18 protein-coding genes are annotated in these 20955 nt (G+C 42.0%); 10 read left to right on the top strand and 8 right to left on the bottom strand.

Annotated elements, in window-relative coordinates; genetic code table 11:
• Positions 1–348: 348 nt before the first annotated feature.
• The gene (locus tag BLR43_RS04470; RefSeq protein ID WP_093069102.1) at positions 349–2049 is read left to right on the top strand and encodes an AMP-binding protein; all 1701 of its coding nucleotides are present in this window, start codon (positions 349–351) and stop codon (positions 2047–2049) included.
• A gap of 88 nt (positions 2050–2137) precedes the next feature.
• Here BLR43_RS04470 and BLR43_RS04465 read toward each other — a convergent pair whose 3' ends face one another.
• The 5 genes from BLR43_RS04465 to sohB all read right to left on the bottom strand — a co-directional run bounded on the left by BLR43_RS04465 (position 2138) and on the right by sohB (position 7903).
• Positions 2138–3007, bottom strand: coding sequence for an SDR family oxidoreductase (locus tag BLR43_RS04465; protein WP_093069101.1), 870 nt, complete (start codon positions 3005–3007; stop codon positions 2138–2140).
• A gap of 159 nt (positions 3008–3166) precedes the next feature.
• Complete coding sequence (locus tag BLR43_RS04460; protein ID WP_093069100.1) at positions 3167–3928, bottom strand: histidine phosphatase family protein; 762 nt, start codon at positions 3926–3928, stop codon at positions 3167–3169.
• 42 nt (positions 3929–3970) lie between these two features.
• The gene (locus BLR43_RS04455; protein ID WP_093069099.1) at positions 3971–5215 is read right to left on the bottom strand and encodes a phosphotransferase family protein; all 1245 of its coding nucleotides are present in this window, start codon (positions 5213–5215) and stop codon (positions 3971–3973) included.
• 189 nt (positions 5216–5404) lie between these two features.
• Complete coding sequence (locus BLR43_RS04450; protein WP_071003587.1) at positions 5405–6652, bottom strand: acyl-CoA dehydrogenase family protein; 1248 nt, start codon at positions 6650–6652, stop codon at positions 5405–5407.
• A 270-nt stretch (positions 6653–6922) separates the two neighbouring features.
• The gene (gene sohB / locus BLR43_RS04445; protein ID WP_071001464.1) at positions 6923–7903 is read right to left on the bottom strand and encodes a protease SohB; all 981 of its coding nucleotides are present in this window, start codon (positions 7901–7903) and stop codon (positions 6923–6925) included.
• 374 nt (positions 7904–8277) lie between these two features.
• Between sohB and aspS the strand changes: the two genes are divergently transcribed.
• From aspS to BLR43_RS13815, 5 genes are all read left to right on the top strand, one after another.
• A complete protein-coding gene (gene aspS, locus BLR43_RS04440) occupies positions 8278–10104 on the top strand; it encodes an aspartate--tRNA ligase (RefSeq protein WP_093069229.1) in 1827 nt (608 codons plus the stop codon).
• A 67-nt stretch (positions 10105–10171) separates the two neighbouring features.
• Positions 10172–11152, top strand: coding sequence for a lysophospholipid acyltransferase family protein (locus BLR43_RS04435; RefSeq protein WP_093069090.1), 981 nt, complete (start codon positions 10172–10174; stop codon positions 11150–11152).
• A gap of 130 nt (positions 11153–11282) precedes the next feature.
• Positions 11283–12077, top strand: coding sequence for a glycosyltransferase (locus BLR43_RS04430; RefSeq protein ID WP_093069089.1), 795 nt, complete (start codon positions 11283–11285; stop codon positions 12075–12077).
• Positions 12078–12182: 105 nt separating this feature from the next.
• On the top strand, positions 12183–12665 hold the full coding sequence (locus tag BLR43_RS13820; RefSeq protein WP_227674310.1) for a hypothetical protein: 483 nt from the start codon (positions 12183–12185) through the stop codon (positions 12663–12665).
• 8 nt (positions 12666–12673) lie between these two features.
• Positions 12674–13042: a hypothetical protein gene (locus BLR43_RS13815; RefSeq protein ID WP_227674311.1), complete on the top strand. Its 369-nt coding sequence runs from the start codon at positions 12674–12676 to the stop codon at positions 13040–13042.
• 10 nt (positions 13043–13052) lie between these two features.
• Here BLR43_RS13815 and BLR43_RS04420 read toward each other — a convergent pair whose 3' ends face one another.
• Complete coding sequence (locus tag BLR43_RS04420; RefSeq protein WP_227674312.1) at positions 13053–14183, bottom strand: glycosyltransferase; 1131 nt, start codon at positions 14181–14183, stop codon at positions 13053–13055.
• A 289-nt stretch (positions 14184–14472) separates the two neighbouring features.
• On the opposite strand from BLR43_RS04420, the gene BLR43_RS04415 reads away from it, so the two are divergent.
• The 4 genes from BLR43_RS04415 (at position 14473) to BLR43_RS04400 (ending at position 18596) form a co-directional block, all read left to right on the top strand.
• Positions 14473–15474 (top strand): stealth family protein, encoded by a 1002-nt coding sequence (locus BLR43_RS04415; protein WP_093069087.1) that lies wholly within the window; start codon positions 14473–14475, stop codon positions 15472–15474.
• A 93-nt stretch (positions 15475–15567) separates the two neighbouring features.
• Positions 15568–16734: a nucleotide sugar dehydrogenase gene (locus BLR43_RS04410; RefSeq protein ID WP_093069086.1), complete on the top strand. Its 1167-nt coding sequence runs from the start codon at positions 15568–15570 to the stop codon at positions 16732–16734.
• A complete protein-coding gene (locus tag BLR43_RS04405) occupies positions 16734–17747 on the top strand; it encodes an NAD-dependent epimerase (protein WP_093069079.1) in 1014 nt (337 codons plus the stop codon). The genes BLR43_RS04410 and BLR43_RS04405 overlap by 1 nt, the downstream gene beginning before the upstream one ends.
• Positions 17748–17828: 81 nt before the next feature.
• Positions 17829–18596 (top strand): hypothetical protein, encoded by a 768-nt coding sequence (locus BLR43_RS04400; RefSeq protein ID WP_093069078.1) that lies wholly within the window; start codon positions 17829–17831, stop codon positions 18594–18596.
• 66 nt (positions 18597–18662) lie between these two features.
• Here BLR43_RS04400 and BLR43_RS04395 read toward each other — a convergent pair whose 3' ends face one another.
• A complete protein-coding gene (locus BLR43_RS04395) occupies positions 18663–19772 on the bottom strand; it encodes a glycosyltransferase (protein ID WP_093069077.1) in 1110 nt (369 codons plus the stop codon).
• A gap of 65 nt (positions 19773–19837) precedes the next feature.
• Complete coding sequence (locus BLR43_RS04390) at positions 19838–20917, bottom strand: glycosyltransferase (RefSeq protein ID WP_093069076.1); 1080 nt, start codon at positions 20915–20917, stop codon at positions 19838–19840.
• Positions 20918–20955 lie beyond the last annotated feature (38 nt).

Raw genomic sequence — 20955 nt, 5'->3', positions numbered from 1 at the left:
TTTAGTTGTAGTTATGTTAATGTAAGCCCGCAATGTGTCACTAAGTTTTCTGTCGATTTAGATTAATCGAATATTGACTTTAGACACGTCAAAACTGTTGATTTGAAAGGTATTTCAATTTTAGAAACAGTAACCCGTTATTTGATCTACCCAGAAGCGTATTTATTAAGCGTTTAGTCTTGGTAGTTAAATCAAATTTTATAGAGGACTCTGTACGTTAGCAGTATGTGAAAACAAAGGATAGCACTCGACAATTCATCGCTCAAAGAGCACTGATGTATATCGTCGACATGGATGTGACTACTTTTTTATAGACCCTTAACTTATCTTAATTTAAGGACGCTTGGCATGACAGTAGAGAAACCTTGGCTTGCTCAATACCCAGAAAACGTACCCAAGACCATTAATCCCGATCAATATGAAAGCCTCATAGAGTTGTATGAAGAGTGCTTCAACCGTTTTCGTATGCATCCGATGACTATCTGCATGGGTGTGACTCATACTTATGATGACGTTGACAAAGCATCATTGGCAGTAGCAGCATGGTTACAAGCTCAAGGCTTACCTAAAGGCAGCGTCGTGGCACTCATGATGCCAAACGTCCCACAATATTTACCAATCATGATTGGTATCTTACGCGCAGGTTACGTCTGTACCCCGATCAACCCACTATATACAGGTCGCGAGCTGCGTCATCAATTGAATGACTCAGGCGCTCAGGTGATTTTTGTGGTGGATAACTTTGCTCAAGCGCTAGAGCAGGTTATCGAAGAAACCAATATCAAACGGATTGTCCTCTCAAAAATGGGCGATATGATGGGCTTAAAAGGTATTTTGGTAAATACCATTATCCGTCAAGTCAAACGCTTAGTGCCTAAATACAATCTAAATGACCCTAAGTACAACGTCACGAAATTCCCTGAAGTACTGAAAAAAGGACGTAATCTACCGCTTCAAGCACCCAAAGCCACCTTGCAGCAAAAAGCGATTTTGCAGTACACAGGCGGCACAACGGGTCTGTCTAAGGGTGCTGTTTTGACGCAGCGTAATGTCGTCGCAGCGGCGATGCAATCAGAAGCATGGTATCGTCCAGTCACCTCAGATATCAATGAGGTATATATCAATATGGTAATGGCATTGCCGCTCTATCATATTTTTGCGTTTATGCTCAGCTTACTTGGTATGCGTTCAGGCTACACCTTTATATTGGTACCGAATCCGCGTGATATGCCAGGGTTTATCAAAACGCTATCAAAACAACCGTTCCATATTTTCCCTGCGGTAAACACTTTGTTTAAAGGTTTACTTGATCAGCCAAATTTCAAAGATTTGGACTTTAGCTCATTGCGTATCACTCAGGCGGGTGGTATGGCGGCAACCGAGCAAACAGCAGCCCGTTGGTTAGAAGTTACTGGCTGTCCGATGGTTGAAGGTTGGGGTATGACTGAAGGTGTTGCAGCGGGTACCGCCAACGTCATTACTGATCGTAAGTTCAACGGTACAATCGGCATACCAGTTCCTAGTGTCGATATCATCGTCGTCGACGAAAATGGTGAACGTGTCGCCATGCATGAGGCAGGTGAGATGTGCATCAAAGGCCCAAACGTCATGTCAGGCTATTTCAATCGAGACAATACCAATGATTTCACAAGCGATGGTTACTTCCGTACTGGCGATATTGTGAGCATGGATGAAAAAGGCTACTTCACTTTACTAGACCGTAAAAAAGATATGATTTTGGTGTCAGGATTCAATGTATTTCCAAATGAGATTGAAGCGGTCATGCTTGACCATGAAGGTATCGTCGATTGCGCCGTGATTGGTATCCCTGATGAAAAACAAGGTGAAGCCGTCAAAATCTATATTGTGCCTGCAGACAACAATGTCACCAAAGAAGACATCAAAGAGTTTGCATTGGACAATTTAACGGGTTATAAGTGCCCGCGTCATATCGAGTTTGTCAGCGAACTACCAAAAAGTAATGTCGGTAAAGTATTGCGTCAAAAGCTACGTGAGCAGCACATATCAGACAACCCGCAAACGCTATAATCTGTACATGATTATTTAGCCATAGAGACAAAAAAGCCCACTGTTATTAGAGTGGGCTTTTTTGTTTTTATTGCACGAGCGTGTTGCATCAGCTCAATCGACTCATCACTTGCAGCGGCAAACGCTTCATCGCCTGTCCCACGATTGACCATGGTAAGCTCGGTACGCACGCCTCTTCTACCTCGGCCTCAATCGCGGCAACGATCGCTTTGGTACCTGTCTCAGTATCGACTTCAAACGGCAATGGCTTGGCATTCGTATTAATCTCAGTACGGATGTAACCAGGATAAATAGTAGAGACCTTAATAGGCAACTTAGTCAATAGCATATCAGCACGAATCCCTTCTGCAAGATGTGCCAAACCTGCTTTACTCGCGCCATAAGCTGTCAGGTGCTTAGGCAGGCCACGCATCGCTGACATGCTCGACATGACGACCAGATGACCACTGTTTTGAGCCCGAAAGATATTCATCGCCGCTTCGCATTGTGCCAATGCCGAGATGAAATTAATCTCAACGGTACGGCGATTGGTATCAAAACGTCCTTTACCAATACGGCGACTATCGCCAATCCCTGCATTGACCACGATACGATCAATAGTGCCAAAGTCAGCAGCAAATGCGTCAAATACCTTAAAAACAGCATCATAATCACTGACATCTAACGCTTGGTATTCAACGCGTATATTAGGATATGCTGCTACCAGCTCTGACTGCAAGCGCTCTAAACGATCAGTACGGCGCGCACAGATAGCAAGACTATAACCAAGCTTAGCAAACAATCTCGCCATACCCTCGCCCAATCCTGAGCTTGCTCCTGTGATCAGGACGGTTTTGCCTTGACCAACCTGCTGTTTGTTTAGGTCTTTTAGATAGCGTGATGGCTGAACGGCGCTAAATACCTGAGCTTTACTTTGTTTGGCGCTTTTAGTGACTAAATTAAGCAGTTTGTGTTGCATAAGCCCTCCCTTGTATCGATTCTAAATGACACTCCAGTTTTATAGATTCTCTGTACCAACGACAAAAACTGGTTGACTAAAATCGTTTATTGTAATGGCTAATGCTCTACAAATACGTGGCGATTGTGTATAAAAGCGCATCCAAACCCATTGACTCAATTATCGCCACGTCACAAACTGCTTACCTTCAGAAAATAGATGACTGTATTCATTTAAAGACAATAAATGCGCGCGCTGACTCTTTAGAGTTATCGATGTCACGCCCGTATTGACTAAGCTCTTATTTAACTGATAAGCGGTTTGACTGCCTTGGCTCAGTAGCTGTGCGGTAATGGCAGCGATGACACCGCCTGAGGTAAAGACCAATACAGTGCTATTTTGGTCTAAGCGCATATCGGCTATCTTTGTACGTACTTGTTCAAGCGCTTGCTGCGCACGTTCATTAAACTGCGGCCAGCTTTCAATATAATCCTGATCATTGTTGCCACCATGCCAGCGCTGCATCGCTTGATCAAACAGCTCAGCAAGACGCCGATTTGGTGATTGAGCATTGGCAATTTCAGCGGATATCTCAGCTTGGTTATCAAAATCACCAGCGGATTTCACAAACACATCTTTGTGATTGAACTCGTCAAACTGTGGCAAAATATAGCTGTCAGGCTCATCAAAGTTGATGACTGTCGCAATGGCCATGTCGTCATTATTGGCCTGAGCAAACGGTTGATACCCTTGCCAAAAGTGGCGAGCAGAGTCTTGTTGCCTGACCAGATTACCCGTAAATATCGCATCGATACGGCGCTGAGTATTTGCATAGTGTTGACCCAGCATTTTTGCTTGGGTTTCACCTAGCTCTGACAGCCGATCATAGTTTTCTTGACCAAAAGAAGCCTGACCATGACGGGCTAAAAGTATGGTTGTCATAAAATACTGCCTTTTATTATATTGTCCAAATTGCGATTTTTCTTATACTTCAGCTGAATCAGAGGGCTTAGCAAAATAGCCTTTTGGTAAAATGCCTTTCACTACTTTTTGTACAGGGTCTGGCAATTTCTCAATCGTTGCCGCATCGACTCCTCTGTCTTCTAAATATGGCTGAACGTGTGTATTGAACAGCGCTTCGCCTTCATATTGTGCAATCAGTTTGAGACATTTGGCATGCATGACATGTATGGCAAGCCACGCGTTTTTAAATGCTGGATTGGTGGTTTGTTTATGGTAGTAGCGATAGTAGATTTGCTGAATGATACCTGATAGACGAAACAGCCCAAACACTTCATAAAAGGTCCAGTTATCTATCTGTAGTCCAGACTTTTCTAGATAATAAGCAACCACTTCGTCACGCGTCATCATACCTTCTAAGTGAGTTGGCTGGCGACGAAACTGCTGCATGACAATATTGTCGTCTTCCTCAATCCAGTAAGCCAACGCACTACCCAAGTCCATTAGTGGATCGCCAAGGGTTGCCATCTCCCAATCGAGGACTCCGATAACTTTAGTCGGCTCGTTTGCATCGAGTATGACGTTGTCAAAGCGCCAGTCATTGTGAATAATGCACGTTTTGCTATCAGCAGGGGTATGCTTTTTGAGCCACTGTCTGACCAAGGCAAAGCTTGGGACGTTGGGTGTCTTTGCTTTGATATAACGCTTGTCCCAGCCACTAATTTGGCGGGCGCAATAGCCATCACCGCGACCCAAATCAACCAAATCAGGATGCTCTGTGTAATCTATTTGATGCAGCTCTACCAACGCATCCAAAACATTGGTACAAAGCTGACGGATTTGTTCAGGATCCAGATCGACCCCTTTTGGTAAATTGGCACGGGGAATGATCCCTTCCATACGCTCCATCACATAAAAATCAGCACCGATGACAGATTCATCTGTACATAGCGCAATCATCTCGGGCACATAAGGATAAGCATCTTTTAATGCTTTTTGAACGGTATATTCGCGTACCATGTCGTGCGCAGATTTTGCCTTGGTACCTTTTGGTGGACGGCGTAAGATAAGATCTTGGTTTTTATCATCGCCTTCATATTGTAAGCGATACGTCCAGTTAGAAGCCCCGCCTGAGAACTGAGTGACTGTAGGCTCGCCTACGACATCGACACCTTGGCTACGTAGCCATTCACTTACCGCTTTGGCATCAAGCTCCTCACCCTCACGTACGGCACCGCCTTTATCTAATACTCTATGGTCAGTTGACATGTGACATTCCTTATCATGTGATCAGTTATTTTTATAACTTATGCTTATAGTAGTAAAAAATTAGTAGTAAAAAACAGTCATAGTGATGAAAAATTCACTACTAAATCGTTAATAGTGAATTTCCAGTTTTTTATTTTCAGCAATAGTGGCGTGAACAACTTAAGGTTTACTCACACCCAATGATTAATATTAGGCTTTGTTAGACTTAGAACGGCTAAAGCCCTGACGCTTTAGCTCTAGCTTGGCAATCATGGTTTTATGTACTTCATCAGGACCATCTGCCAACCGTAGCACACGAGCTTGCGCATAGAAATTTGGTAACAAAGTGTCTTGGCACACACCCATGCCACCATGAATCTGAATCGCCATATCAACCACTTCTTGTAACACCGTTGGCGCAACCACTTTGATCGCAGAGATTTCAGTGAGTGCCGCTTTGGTTCCTTGAGCATCCATTTTTTGCGCTGCATAAAGGGTTAGCAAGCGCGCTTGATCAATTTTGATACGCGCCTCAGAGATACGCTCAAAGTTTCCACCCAATTGTAGTAATGGTTTACCAAAGGCCGTGCGCGACATGCCGCGTTTCACCGCCAGCTCTAAAGACTTCTCAGCCGCGCCGATACAACGCATGCAGTGATGAATACGACCTGGCCCCAAGCGACCTTGCGCAATCTCAAAACCCTTACCCGGCCCACCAATAAAGTGACTGACGGGCACACGTACATTATCAAAGCTAATCTCACCATGACCGTGCGGCGCATCATAATCGCCAAACACTTTAAGCATACGTTTGATATTCACACCCGCAGTATTGACTGGTACCAGCACCATCGAATGCTGATGATGACGATCTGCGCTTTCATCCGCGGTATAGGCCATAACAATCAAAATATCAACCGCAGGATCGCCAAGGCCCGATGACCACCATTTGCTACCGTTAATGACAATTTCATCACCATCGACCACAGCAGTTGCTTGCATATTGGTGGCATCGCTTGAGGCCACATCAGGCTCAGTCATACAAAACACTGAGCGGGTCTCACCTTCTAATAGCGGCGTGAGCCATTTGTCTTGCTGTTCTTGCGTACCATAGCGCCATAATAGCTCCATATTGCCGCTGTCAGGCGCATTGCAGTTAAACACATGCGGCGCGAGCAAACTGCGCCCCGTCAGCTCTGCAATCGGTGCATAGTCAGTGACTGAAAGCCCTGCACCTAAGGTGTCGTCAGGTAAGAATAAGTTCCATAAACCCGCTTCACGTGCTTGTTTGCGTAGGTTGTCATAAGCGTCTGGCCATTCCCAGTTTTCCCAGTTTCCATCAGGATTTTTCTTATGACATTCTTCCCAGAATTGGGCTTCGATGGGTTCAATATGCGTTTCAATGAACGCTTTGACTTTGGCATGCATGGCTTGACCATGTTCCGTTGCGGTAAACATTAAATTGTCGCTAGACATAAATGACTTCCTTTTCTTTATTGATTGTCTAAATCGGGTTTTGACAAAAAGCTCTGCGAGATCTTTAATGCGAGCTTTAGTGTACTGACGTATACTGTTTTCTGTATCCTACATTTATAACACAGCAATTATGATTAAACAGCAAAAAGGCGCGACCCGTTAGGACACGCCTTTTACAAAATACAAACAGTGTATTGCTGAACATATGACCGCTAAAATATTAGCTATCAGACATCATAATGATATCTAACACTATTTTAGAATATTCAAACGGCTGTTTAGCTCAAAACGTGCGAGCGCATCTGGCAGTTTATCCACTGCCATACTGAGCGTCGCTTCTGCGGCTTGCGCAAGGCCCAGCTTCTCTGCCAGCGTCGGCTTTTGACGTGAATGTAATGCGTACACCTCATTGTCTTCCATACGCTCTAAGATGTAGCTGTCAGAGGTCTGCAAGCTGTCAATCAGGTTAAGCTTCAACGCATCTTCACCATACCAATGCTCACCTGTGGCTACTTTGGCAACATCAAGTTCTGGACGATAGGTATTGACGAAATGCTTGAATAGCTCGTGCGTCTGCTCTAGCTCTTCTTGGTACTTGGCACGATCTTCGGCATCGTTTTCGCCAAACACAGTCACCGTGCGTTTATAGTCGCCAGCCGTAAACATCTCATAATCGACATCATGGTTTTTGAGCCATTTATGAAAGTTTGGCAATTGTGACACCACGCCGATTGAGCCAATAATCGCAAATGGCGCTGCCACCACATTGTCTGCCACGCACGCCATCATGTAGCCACCACTTGCCGCCACTTTATCGACGCAGACCGTTAGCTTTAGACCAGCGTCCTTTAAGCGCACCAATTGCGCGGCTGCCAATCCATAACCATGCACCAAACCGCCACCTGATTCGAGGCGTACAATCACTTCATCGCCTTTGTTAGCCGTACTGATTAAGGTGCTGATTTCTTCGCGCAGATGCTTAACGGCAGTGGCTTTGATATCACCTTCAAAATCCAAAACAAAAACTTGCGAGGCATTGTCAGGATTTTTTTTCTGCTTTTTACTTTTTGCTTTTAGCGCCTGCTTGGCTTTTTTTGCCATAGTTTTTTTGAATGCTTTAAGCGCAGCTTTGCCTTGGGTGGCTTCCATTAAATCTTCACGGCGCTGTTTTTGCGCTTCATTTAAGTGTCTTACTTTTAGCTCAACCGGGTTTTTTGGTGGATGAAATAGCATGATTACAAATCCTCAAGTCAGTAGGTATATCACTATAGATGTTTTTATTCAGGTATGGTTGATATGCGCACGCTCGCTGGTATTTTCAAGCAAAATGACAATATTTAACCTAATATAGATATCGCTCAATAAATACAGCCGATACCAATGCATGGCTACGCTTTGATTGAACTCAGCCGGTTGTATAACAAAGGTAGATTAGGCATAATATGCGTTTATATCAAATTTTCTGCAGCCAACGTGATGACCCTTTGTCTTGATCGCGTTGTTTGTGTGTTTTTTTGGCAAATCGCTTGAAACGCACAGCAATGGCTGCATTATTGTACTTCGAATTGGGCTGATAACTGGATAACAATATTATGACGCAAAGCACTATGACGCAAAGCGAATACCGAGACGAATATTGCGGAGCTGTAACCGAGAGCTTGCTTGAGCAAACCATTAGTATCGTAGGCTGGGTACATCGTCGTCGCGATCACGGTGGCGTGATTTTCTTAGACATGCGTGACCGCGCGGGTATCTTGCAGGTGGTTGTCGATCCTGATACACCAGAAGCTTTTGCAACGGCCGATGCGGTACGTCCTGAATACGTACTAAAAATCACTGGCCGCGTACGTCGTCGTTATGAAGGTACTGAAAATAACAATATGACCAGTGGCCAAATTGAGCTATTGGGCAAAGAGATTGAAGTACTGGCCAAATCTGAAACACCGCCATTCCCATTGAATGACGAAAAAACGACTGTGTCAGAAGACTTACGTCTAAAATATCGCTATCTCGATATGCGTCGTCCGCACATGCAAGAGCGTATGGTATTCCGTGCCAAGGCAACGTCAGCGATTCGTCGTTATCTCGACGATCACGGTTTCTTAGATGTAGAGACGCCTATTTTGACTCGTGCAACGCCTGAAGGTGCGCGTGATTATCTTGTACCATCACGTACGCGTCCTGGTAACTTCTTTGCCCTGCCGCAGTCACCACAGCTATTTAAGCAATTATTGATGGTGTCAGGTTTTGACCGTTATTATCAAATCGCGAAATGCTTCCGTGATGAAGATTTACGTGCCGATCGTCAGCCTGAATTTACACAGGTCGATATTGAGACGTCTTTCTTGAACGAAGAAGAGATCATGAACATCAACGAAGGTCTGATCAAGCATTTGTTCAAGACCATGATGGATGTTGAGTTTGAAGACTTCCCTCGCATGACGTACGCTGAAGCAATGCGCGACTATGCATCAGACAAGCCTGACTTACGTATTCCATTGAAACTGGTTGACGTTGCCGATTTGATGAAAGACGTTGATTTCAAGGTATTTGCAGGTCCCGCTAACGATCCTAAAGGTCGCGTCGCTGCCCTTCGCATTCCTGGTGGCGCTTCATTAAGCCGTAAGCAAATCGATGCTTATACCAAATTCGTCGGTATCTATGGTGCACGCGGTTTGGCTTATATCAAAGTCAATGACGCAAGCCTCATCAACAATGGTGTGGATAAAGAGTCTGGCCTACAATCACCAATCATCAAAAATATGACTGATGATGTACTTGTGAGCTTGATTGAGCGTACTGCTGCAGAAGATGGCGATATTATTTTCTTTGGTGCAGATAAAGCCAGTATCGTGAATGACGCAATCGGCGCATTACGCCAGAAAATCGGTCTAGACTTAGACATGACAACTTGTGAGTGGGCGCCGCTTTGGGTGACTGACTTCCCGATGTTTGAGCAAACCGATGACGGTCAATGGACGTCAATGCATCATCCATTTACCAAGCCTAGAGGCTCTGTTGAAGAGCTGAAAAACAACCCAGAGTCTGCACTATCTATCGCTTATGACATGGTATTGAACGGCACTGAGATTGGTGGTGGTAGCTTACGTATCAATACTTATGATATGCAGCAAGCCGTCCTTGAGGCCTTGGGTATCGGCGAGCAAGAGGCAGAAGACAAGTTTGGTTTCTTACTTGATGCCCTAAAATTTGGTGCACCGCCGCACGGCGGTTTGGCGTTTGGTTTGGATCGCTTGATTATGCTTATGGTAGGCGCTGACTCTATCCGTGATGTGATCGCATTCCCGAAAACCAAAACTGCTGAGTGCCCCCTAACTCAAGCACCTGCTGGAGTGGATAGCAAACAGTTACGTGATCTTGGTATCCGTATGCGTGAAAAAGCACAGGCTGATACCAACAAACCTGCTCAATAAAACATTTAATGATGTACTATTGCTGTCTACAGTGCTTGTTACGCGATTCATCACCATGTGAGTGGTTATGAATCCGTATCATATTTTTAAATTCGTGCCATTGTCTGTACTACAGATGCTGGCACGTTTTGTCGCTTGGGTTATCATCAAGATACCAAGTCTTAGCATCATGCGTACCATTCATATTAATATGGCGCTGATTACTGACAAATTGTCTGAGCCGCAAAAACGCGCACTGACCAAAGACATCATCTATCATCAATGTTTGACCAGTATTGAATCTATAAAAAGCTGGGCAATGCCACCTGAATGGAGTATTGCCCAGATTCGTGACGTCCATAATAAAGATATTCTACTAGAAGGTCTTGCCAATCCCAATGGCATGCTTGCTATCGTTCCTCATCTCGGTACATGGGAGATGATGAACGCGTGGCTCAATCAGTTTGGTTCGCCAACTATTATGTACAAGCCTGTAGACGGCAGATTCGCCAATGAGTTTATTCTTCAAGGGCGTGCGCGTCTCAATGCAACGTTGGTGCCTACCGATGGTAGCGGTGTTAAAGCCGTGTTTAAAACCCTCAAGCAAGGCGGCTTTAGTATTGTATTACCAGACCACGTCCCAGATCCGTCAGGCGGCGTAGTCGTTCCTTTCTTTGGTATCAAAACATTAACCAGTACCCTTGCCTCAAAACTGGCGAGCAAAACCAAATGTGACTTAGTTGGCTTGTCTTGTATTCGTCGTAATGATGGACGCGGTTTTGATATTTACTGCTATAAGCTCGACGATCCAGCGCTATATGACCGCAATACCGAAGTCGCGACTCACGCACTCAATCAAGCCATGGAGCATATGATTAAAGACAACTATAGTCACTATATGTGGGGCTATCGACGTTTTAAGCGCATACCAAATCTAGGCAATCCTTACCGAAAAGATAAAGCCACTTTAGCAGCCTTTATTCAGTCTCATCACGCTACTGGTAGTCGTTCTGGTAACGATGTAAGTGGTTCTTTCACTGATGACACTAACATCGATAATCGCAAGTAATAACTGTACTATCGTTTACTGATTTAGACATATCATCAATCACAGTTATGCTAATATTGGCTAAGTTCTGTACCCTCTAATTTCTATTAGCCCTTCATTTACCTCACTATTATCTCACTACGAGTGCATTATGACATCTGACGTAACTAAAACCTTACCTATAGAACCAACACAAAACCATACTGCTGAACAGCGTTATATTATTTGTATGAAATGGGGTGATAAATACGGTCCTGAATACGTCAATCGTTTGTACAATATGGTGAGCCGTCATCTGAGCTTAGATTTTCAAATGGTTTGCCTAACTGATGACAACACAGGTATTGATCCTGCGATTGCTTGTTATCCTATACCTGACATAGATCTACCAGCAGGTCCTGAACGTGGTTGGAAAAAGCTCACGACCTTTAAACCTGAGCTATATGATTTAAAAGGGGTGGCACTATTCTTAGATATTGATATTGTGATTGTCGATAATATTGATGCGTTTTTCACTTATCAAGCGAAGCACGAAGACAGTGTGGTCATTATCCGCGACTGGAAAAAGCCGTGGCGTATGATTGGTAATAGCTCCGTGTATCGCTTCAATGTTGGCATGAATACCTATCCTGATTTGCTGGCAAACTTTGAGCGCAATTTTGAGACTATTCGCACGCAAGTGCGTCACGAGCAGGCTTACCTCTCTAACTATTTGCGCGAGCATCATCACCTAGAGTACTGGGATAAGACATGGTGCGTGAGCTTCAAGTATCAATGTATCGCGCCCATCCCTTTTAACTTTGTGCGAGCGCCTGCTCTACCTGATAATGCAAAAATCGTCATCTTTCATGGTGAGATTAACCCGCCTGATGCCATTGCTGGTAGCGGCGGTAAATGGTATCGACATGTGAAACCAAGCCCATGGTTAAAGCAACACTGGCAGTAAATATATAGCCATGAACCATGTGTATATAGTTCACCATTAGTCCAAACAATTTGAAGGCAATGCATTAGGATACAAGTTATTTGAGATCAATGACTGGAACATAGTATGGCGTTATATTTGAGGTTACCTGCTACCGCTGGGTTCAACATTGATAGCGAGCTCATCGTTATTAGTGCTTTTAATGCCAATGAAGCAGAGCAAAGTTTGCTTGGACAAGACGTCAATATTATTGCCTCAGGGCCATCGGTACAACAACTATCGTTGTCAGAACTATTAGACACGCCCACTATTTTTGTCAACGGTAGTATCAGCCTTACTGAGCACCACGCCTTCGATCATATTGCTGGTTATGTCATCAGTGATGCGCGCTTTATCAATCATCAACCTGAAATTCTACGTCAGTATTATACAGGTCAACCTTTGTATGCAACATTAGCCGTCTTTGAAGCGATGGCCACGACTCACCCTGATATCATGCGCACGCACCATCATGCCATGCGGGTATTGTATCCAGTAGACAGACCCTGGGGGGGGTCAAATCAAATAAGCTATCATTCAATAAGCTCATATTTAAGAAAAAACGCCTGAATAAGAAAATGCCTTTATCCTACTTTATCAATCATCCGAATTTTGTTATTGATAGCGGTCAAAGCGCAACTGAGATCGGCGTCTCACTCAATGTTACTCATGGATTTGTCGAGGCGGGTACGGTTGCTTACGTAGCCACACAGCTGGCTTTCTCACGCCATGCAGCGACCATTCATCTATACGGGATTGACTTACTCAATAGCGATCAACCACGATTTTACGAAAACAACCACAACCGCGCGCCAAGCACGCTGAACAAAGTCATGAACGAGCGCATCGTACCTTCGTTTAACTTATTAGGTAGAACTTATAAGACTCACGGTATCGATGTCATCAATCACTCTCCTGTCTCAAAAGCCTTATTTGATACTCTCTAATCTCTCGTCTCTACTGTCTAGCACCTTGCTTTACCAATAGACCAAACTTTAGATATTGCTGCGCGATATGATTTGGCAGTAGCTGCTGATTTAGCGGCACTATGTAATTCGTCAGATTGTTTACTGCTTGATCGATGAGTATCGCCAATCCCTCAATATCACCGACGGGTATCAAGCTTTTGACAGGCAATAACTCTCTTGGACCAAATGGACAATCGGTACTGATTACTGGTACGCCAAGAGCTTGCGCCTCTACAATGACATAGCCAAAACCCTCAAACTTAGAGGTAAGCACCATTAATGCCGCTGAGGCAATGATCGGATAAGGATTACTCTGAAAGCCCAAAAACCTAACACAGTCATTAATCTTAAGTTGAAACGCCAGCGCTTTAATCTCTGCTTCAAGCTTGCCTTTACCAACCAATACTAATGGCAGCTTCCGCTCTGTTTTTGCATAGGCTTGTAGCAAGTCTCGATGACCTTTCATGGTATCGAATGAGGCGACATGGACAATATATTGTTTGTCTCTCAAGCCAAACGATTCGATACGTGGTTTTTGTAACGCTTTACTTTGGATCCAAGTGGCATCGCAAGGATTATAAATGGTTGTAATGGTTGTGGTTTTAGTGATGTCTCCTAAAAGTGAGATTAAGTCCTTGCGAGCGCCATCGCTGACGCAGCTACAGAAATGAGCACCATAGACCATACGTAAGTGACTTATCGTCTGTCGTGGTTTATCAGATAATTGATACTCAAACTGCTTAGATAGCGCTGTATGCAGCACATTCACGATGTTGGGTAATTGGCTGTACGCCATAATCCAATTCACTTTATAAATATTAGCCAATATCAGATTTGGTGTCCCTATTTGGCTAAGCACATACTCATCAATGCGCTTAGCGACTGCCTCGTAAGCCTGTGCCTGTTTAGAGTTTGGCTCAATATCTTGCTCAGAAAACACCTTATCGTATGGCACGATATGATAGTGAATGTCAGCATCTAACGGCATATCCTGTGTTTCTTCTAGACATAAAATATGGACGCTATGACCCATTTTTGCATAAGCGCTTGCCAATGTAGTCACCATCCGCTCAGCACCGCGGCCTTCAAGCGCTTTTAAAATAAATAGAATGATGGGCATTGATATCTCAACTTGGTTTTTTGAATGATAGTCATACAAGGCATCCATGTTCACAATGATTACAGGATTTTGGTTCTTTATGCTAGTCTCATCTACTTTTATTCACTACAGTATAAGCTAGGCTTATCAACTGACGCGTAAAAAATCATGAATATTGTTGATTTTATAAAACAGTTAACCCTTGCTAATACAGTTATCAATAAATATCATAGCTGATCTAAGTAGAATCAACATTTAAATAGAATGTATAACCACTAAAGACACCTATTGAAAAAAAACAGGATCAATCATGCAGCAACTTGATGAGAAAGCAATAGACATTGTCATCGCTTGGGTGGATGGTTCAGACCCTGTACTCAAACAAAAAAGAGAGTCCTACAAGCCAAGTAACATCGTAGCGTCAGATGCCATAACTGCCACCCGCTTCGCAAGTGATGATGAGATATATTACAATATCGCCTCTATCATCAAATACGTGCCTTTTTGTCGTCATATTTATGTGGTCACCGACCAACAAAAACCTGCGTTCATTGATGAATTTGCCAAGCAAAATATCTGTGCAGCAGATAAAATACGTATTGTCGATCACAAGGAAATATTTTCGGGTTATGAAGAATTTTTACCGACCTTCAACACTCGATCAATTGAGACGATGATTTGGAATATCCAAGGATTGTCTGACTATTTTATCTATATGAACGATGATTTCTTTTTTAATCAACCAGTGACGATAGATGACTTTTTAGACAGTGAGAAGCTAATCATTCATGGTGAGTGGCGTAAAAGTGCTGCTTTGAATGCCAAGCTCAATTTTCGAAAATCACGCTTTAAATTGTTTGGCACACCAATACAGCCAAGGCATACTATCGCGCAAATGTTAAGTGCTAAAATACTGGGCATGAATCAGTTTTTTGAAATTCATCACTACCCTCATATTGTCGATAAAAATATCTTACAGTCCCATTTGTTGAATCATCCGCAATTATTGACCGAGCAGATAAAATATAAATTTAGAGATGTGGCCCAAGTGAATCCTATAACGCTAATGAATCATCTAAAAATTCAAAAAGGCGAAGCAAGTTTAAAACCTAACACCTCTATCAACTATTTAAAAAATGAGAATAGCGTAGAAGATTTTATTCTTGCCTTAGAAGATAAAACTATTAAATATGGCTGTATTCAAAGTTTGGATCTTCTTGAGTCAGACTTATATAAAAAAATCAGTCAAGCCATGAGGCACAAATTCTTGGCTTATCTACCTGCTTCTTTGATAGCAAGCACCGATAAATAAATTTAAATATATTTAGTTTAAGATTGAATGGTGATTAATTTCACTTCCTCTTGATCTAAACCAATAAAAGCTCAAAAATCACTTGGATATATTATGAAAATAGCAGTAGTAGGTACAGGCTACGTAGGCTTATCGAATGCAATGCTGTTAGCACAGCATAATGAAGTCGTTGCTGTCGACATTGTCGCTGAAAAGGTAGAATTGCTAAATAATAAGCAGTCTCCTATCGAAGATACAGATATCGACAATTTTTTATTGAACAAAAAACTCAATTTTTCTGCAACGCTGGATGCCAAAGAAGCTTATAAAGATGCAGATTTCATCATCGTTGCCACGCCGACTGATTATGATACCAAGACCAATTATTTCAATACCTCCACAGTAGAAGCCGTCATTGAGCAAGTGCTGTTAGTGAATCAACAAGCAACCATTATTATTAAGTCTACAGTGCCAGTAGGTTACACAACCAGTATCAAAGAACGTTATGCCACTGATCGCATTATTTTTTCGCCTGAGTTTTTGCGAGAAGGTAAGGCACTACATGACAATCTTTATCCTTCACGTATCATTGTAGGCGCACAGACTGAGCAGGCTCGAATATTTGCCAATTTATTACTTGAAGGCGCAATCAAAAAAGACGTACCGCTATTGTTCGTTGAGCCAACAGAGGCAGAAGCCATTAAATTATTTTCTAATACTTATCTGGCAATGCGAGTAGCGTATTTTAATGAGCTTGATACTTATGCGCAGACGTTTGGACTCGACACCAAACAAATCATCGAAGGGATTGGCTTAGACCCTCGTATTGGCAATCATTATAATAACCCTTCCTTTGGCTATGGCGGCTACTGTCTGCCCAAAGATACTAAGCAGTTATTAGCAAATTACGATGAGGTGCCAAGCAACCTAATAAAAGCCATTGTCGATTCTAATAGAACCCGCAAAGACTTTATTGCCGATAAAATCATCGAAAGACAGCCAAAAATCGTGGGAATACATCGCCTAGTAATGAAAAGTGGGTCAGATAACTTTAGAGCATCTGCCATACAAGGCATCATGAAACGTATCAAGGCAAAAGGTATAGAAGTCGTTGTCTACGAGCCTGTGCTAAAAGAAGACAATTTCTTTAATTCGCGTGTGATTCAAGATTTAGAAGCCTTTAAATCAATGAGTGATGTCATTGTCGCAAACCGCCTATCTGATGAGATAAAAGATGTGGCTGATAAAGTGTTTACTCGAGATCTATTTGGGAGCGATTAATGAAAGTTTTAGTAACTGGGGCGGCAGGTTTTATTGGTTTTCATTTAATCAAGGCAATACTAGAAACAGATCTATCTGCTAAGGATTACTGTATCGTTGGTATCGACAATATCAACGATTATTATGATACAGATCTAAAAGAAGCGCGTTTGAGAATATTAGGTGAGATATCAGATCCAGAAAGTTTTGCGTTTATTAAGTTAGATCTGGCTGATCGTAAAGCCATGTCTGAACTTTTTGCAACCTATCAATTTGATATTGTCATCAATTTAGGTGCCCAAGCAGGTGTGCGCTATTCTATCGAAAACCCTAATGCGTATATCGACTCAAATGTAGTTGGCTTTGTTAATATTCTAGAAGGCTGTCGTCATCATGATGTCAAGCATCTGATCTATGCCAGCTCCAGTTCTGTTTATGGTATGAATATAAAGCAGCCATTCACGACGTCTGACTGTGTTGATTTTCCTATTAGTCTATATGCCGCCACCAAAAAATCCAACGAGCTTATGGCACATAGCTATAGCCATTTATATAATATTCCTACGACAGGATTAAGGTTCTTCACTGTTTATGGTCCTTACGGTCGACCTGATATGGCATATTTTTCGTTCACAAAGAAAATTCTAGCTGGCGAGCCAATTAATGTATTTAATAATGGTGATATGCAGCGTGACTTTACCTACATTGATGATATCGTCAACGGTATCATTCGCATTATGAATAAGGCCCCTTCGCCCCAGCATTCTACTATTACGACTGCAGCTGCCCCCTACAAGATTTACAACATTGGTAATAATCAGCCTGTCACTTTGCGCCGTTTTATTACTGCCATTGAAGATGCTTGTGGTAAAAAGGCACAGGAAAACTTATTGCCCATGCAAGCAGGCGACGTGCCTATTACTTACGCCGACATAGATGAGTTGGTAGAGGATACTGGCTTTAAACCTGAAACGAGTATCGAAGAAGGTATCAAAAAATTTGTCGATTGGTATAGACAATATTATTCAGTTTAAACAAATAACAATGATCTAAGGCTTATATCATAGAGATTAGGGCGCTAATATCTTTATATATTTTTAAAGGATTTTGATAACATGGCTACACCTTCAAGTTGGCAGAGAAAATTGATATTGATCTTTCGAAGCGAAAAAAGATTGAATGCGGGTAAGATTATCAAAACCTATAATGATAGAAGCTTTGATGAGATGAAAGCAACAACCATTACTGAATCAATGTGTGATATTGAAGCATTAACTAATGAGCGTAAAAGTACAGATTTAGAAAACCATTTGAATAACTTGAAATACAAATCGCTTGGTGAGTCTGAGCTCTGCTTTTATCACAACACGCTTATTATACTAATGCGCCGTAAGTACAAAATAAATAAAACATTCGCTGAATTTGAAAGACTATGGGAAGTAGAGAGCGACTATTTATTGACACATCTGTCGTTGCGCTGGATTGTCTCTGCTTGCGATACGTTTATTGATCATTCAAACAATACTCATAGAGCAGCTATCTTGATGAATGTCGTAACTCTAATGAATACTTTACGTACTTATGAAACCAAAAACTTTCTGCAGTTATCCACTAATGCTGAATCTATGCCATTGCTAACTGAAAAAACCGATATGCTTTATGCTGGTGACTTGCCTCTTTACGATGGTCTTACTTATTTTCGTATCGGCACCGATGATAGCTTGAGAAATATGCGAAAACGCTATAATAAATTTCAGAAAGTTGATAAATTGGCCACGACCATGTTACTGGCAGTGTTTGAAAAACTGCAGAATAATGACAGTGCTTTTGCTACTCTACGGCAGTTGCACAGAGATGATTGGTCTAAATGGTGGTTGGATTAGTCTATCTCATATATTACTACACGACTACACCCTACACCTTTTATCAAGGCTGCAACCGAGTAATGTCTAACCATTAGTTCTCATAAAATCTATATATTGTTGAGCAATATTAATTGGTGATAACTCTTTGTCAAACGAGGACTGATATCTATCAGCCTTCTCCATTGCTTCATCCATCTTCTTAGCTAATGTATCAATATCTCCCACAGGGACGAGGTTGTGTGGTGGTAGCAACTCACTTGGACCCGATGGGCAGTCTGTACTGATAACAGGTGTCCCTAAAGCCAGTGATTCAGCAATAACCCGTCCAAATCCCTCAAAGACTGATGACAAAACCATAAACTGTGCTTTTTGGATATAAGGATATGGATTTTTTTGAAAACCTAAAAAATGTACACGGTTATCCAAACCTAAAGAAGTAACCAGCTCTTTCATTGACGCCAGCAATACACCTTCACCCAATAATAGAAGTGGCAATGTTTTCCGAGTCTTTGCATAACTTCTAATCAATACTTCATGAGCTTTTTGAGTCTTAAAACTACCAACGTGAATAATGTAACTGTCAAACTCTGGCTCAAACTCTGATGCCAATTGCACAATCTGCCTTTGGTCAATCGGGTTGTATATTGTCGTTGTATTCATCACACCCAATGTAGCTTGAAAGTCTTTTTCGACTCCTTTACTAATACATATACAAGGATGCCGAGAATATATATTGCTTAATCTTTTATCATTTGCTTTTTTGCCTTGGCTTCTAAACAATTCAATTTTTTTAGAAATAGTATTTCTAATTACGTGTGCAATATTGGGCAGACTACTATGGCGCAAGACCATATCGGCTTTATCTAAATTCGCTAGCGTCAATATTGGAGTACCAATCTCTTTGAGCACGTATCTGTCTAATACTTTTGCAAAATACCAGTACCTAAGACTTTTAGTAGGTATAGAGTTATAATCATTTAGGTCTAGTTGATGATAAGTAATATCATCATTGAGCTCATAAGCTACTTTGGATTTGAAGCGTAAAATATGGACATCATAACCTAACTCGTGAAAACCTTGTCCCAGCGTCAAGACCGAACGTTCTGCACCGCCACCTTGCAAGCAGTTAATAACCAATAGCACTTTTTCTTTACTATTCGAATTTTCTTTTTTTTCTGTAGTATTATCAATCATTTATTAAGTATTCTTAAAAATAAATATTTAGACTTAGACATGTAGCGGCCCAACTGTTTTGCCAGCTAAAGATTTTGGGTAAATTCTACGTATTTTTCTGCTATTTTGGCTGGTAGCAGCGCTTCATCGAATGGCGCATGAAACGCTTGCGGATTACTCATCGCTTGCTGCATTTTTGCGGCAATGGCATCAACATCGCCCATCGGCATTAAGTTACGCTCTGGTAGTAATTCACTTGGGCCTGATGGACAGTTGGTACTGATAACAGGAGTACCTAGCACAAGAGCTTCGGCAATAACTAAAGCAAAACCCTCCCAGTCAGAGGTCAGTATCTTAAACTGCGCATTTTTGATATAAGGGAAGGGATTATCACGAAATCCTAAAAATATTACTTTGTCTTCTAGGCTTAACTCTGTTACCAGTCGCTCTGTTTCACTTTTATGCTTCCCTTGACCCAAGAGCAGTAAAGGCATAGATTGATCTGTTTTTGCATAAGCATTTACCAATACATCATGACGCTTGGCATCTTTGAAACTACCGACATGGATAATATAGTTTTGGTAGTCAGGGACAAAAGCATCGGCTTGTTGTTGAATACTGTTTTTATCTATTGGATTATGAATGGCAGTGGTTGGCGTAATATGACCAAAGCTCTTAATAAAATCTTTTTGAGCGCCTTCACTGACGCACACACAAGGATGCTTGGCATATATATCTATCATTCTTTGCTTTAACTGCTCAGCGTCGTGATTTTTATTAAACTTATAGAGTAGTGATACTGTGTTATGAATAATATAAGTGATATTAGGCAGTTTACTATTACTTAGAATACTATCGGCACGATCTAAGTTGGACAGTATGATGTCAGGCTGACCGATATTTTTCGACACGTATTTATCGACAGCACGTGCAAAAATCTGGTCACGTCTTTGTGCCCCTGGTATAAGTTTATACGGCTTAAACTTAAGTACATGATAGTTAAGACTCGGACTTAAGTCATACTGTACTAACAGCTTAAATCTTAGAATATGTACTTCATAGCCCAATTCATAAAACCCTTGCCCCAATGTTAATACGACACGTTCCGCACCACCGCCCTGTAGACAATTAATAACGAGTAACACTGTTTTTTTATGCTGCTTCATACACGATAACCTATGGAGTAATTTTTCACCTTCTTAGA

Origin of the sequence: Psychrobacter pacificensis (assembly GCF_900101915.1) — a bacterium.
Classification (GTDB): domain Bacteria; phylum Pseudomonadota; class Gammaproteobacteria; order Pseudomonadales; family Moraxellaceae; genus Psychrobacter; species Psychrobacter pacificensis.
The sequence above is the reverse complement of the archived record's forward strand: the minus strand, read 5'-3'. Positions and strand labels throughout refer to the sequence as shown.

What these genes read in the sequence shown, in the direction of transcription:
- BLR43_RS04420 (WP_227674312.1), bottom strand. Translation starts at nt 14,183, where the DNA reads ATGCCCATCATTCTATTTATTTTAAAAGCGCTTGAAGGCCGCGGTGCT.
- BLR43_RS04395 (WP_093069077.1), bottom strand. Translation starts at nt 19,772, where the DNA reads ATGATTGATAATACTACAGAAAAAAAAGAAAATTCGAATAGTAAAGAA.
- BLR43_RS04430 (WP_093069089.1), top strand. Translation starts at nt 11,283, where the DNA reads ATGACATCTGACGTAACTAAAACCTTACCTATAGAACCAACACAAAAC.
- BLR43_RS04455 (WP_093069099.1), bottom strand. Translation starts at nt 5,215, where the DNA reads ATGTCAACTGACCATAGAGTATTAGATAAAGGCGGTGCCGTACGTGAG.
- BLR43_RS04410 (WP_093069086.1), top strand. Translation starts at nt 15,568, where the DNA reads ATGAAAATAGCAGTAGTAGGTACAGGCTACGTAGGCTTATCGAATGCA.
- BLR43_RS04470 (WP_093069102.1), top strand. Translation starts at nt 349, where the DNA reads ATGACAGTAGAGAAACCTTGGCTTGCTCAATACCCAGAAAACGTACCC.
- BLR43_RS04435 (WP_093069090.1), top strand. Translation starts at nt 10,172, where the DNA reads ATGAATCCGTATCATATTTTTAAATTCGTGCCATTGTCTGTACTACAG.
- BLR43_RS04450 (WP_071003587.1), bottom strand. Translation starts at nt 6,652, where the DNA reads ATGTTTACCGCAACGGAACATGGTCAAGCCATGCATGCCAAAGTCAAA.
- BLR43_RS04415 (WP_093069087.1), top strand. Translation starts at nt 14,473, where the DNA reads ATGCAGCAACTTGATGAGAAAGCAATAGACATTGTCATCGCTTGGGTG.
- BLR43_RS04405 (WP_093069079.1), top strand. Translation starts at nt 16,734, where the DNA reads ATGAAAGTTTTAGTAACTGGGGCGGCAGGTTTTATTGGTTTTCATTTA.
- BLR43_RS04460 (WP_093069100.1), bottom strand. Translation starts at nt 3,928, where the DNA reads ATGACAACCATACTTTTAGCCCGTCATGGTCAGGCTTCTTTTGGTCAA.
- BLR43_RS04400 (WP_093069078.1), top strand. Translation starts at nt 17,829, where the DNA reads ATGGCTACACCTTCAAGTTGGCAGAGAAAATTGATATTGATCTTTCGA.
- aspS (WP_093069229.1), top strand. Translation starts at nt 8,278, where the DNA reads ATGACGCAAAGCGAATACCGAGACGAATATTGCGGAGCTGTAACCGAG.
- BLR43_RS04390 (WP_093069076.1), bottom strand. Translation starts at nt 20,917, where the DNA reads ATGAAGCAGCATAAAAAAACAGTGTTACTCGTTATTAATTGTCTACAG.
- BLR43_RS13815 (WP_227674311.1), top strand. Translation starts at nt 12,674, where the DNA reads ATGCCTTTATCCTACTTTATCAATCATCCGAATTTTGTTATTGATAGC.
- BLR43_RS04465 (WP_093069101.1), bottom strand. Translation starts at nt 3,007, where the DNA reads ATGCAACACAAACTGCTTAATTTAGTCACTAAAAGCGCCAAACAAAGT.
- BLR43_RS13820 (WP_227674310.1), top strand. Translation starts at nt 12,183, where the DNA reads ATGGCGTTATATTTGAGGTTACCTGCTACCGCTGGGTTCAACATTGAT.
- sohB (WP_071001464.1), bottom strand. Translation starts at nt 7,903, where the DNA reads ATGCTATTTCATCCACCAAAAAACCCGGTTGAGCTAAAAGTAAGACAC.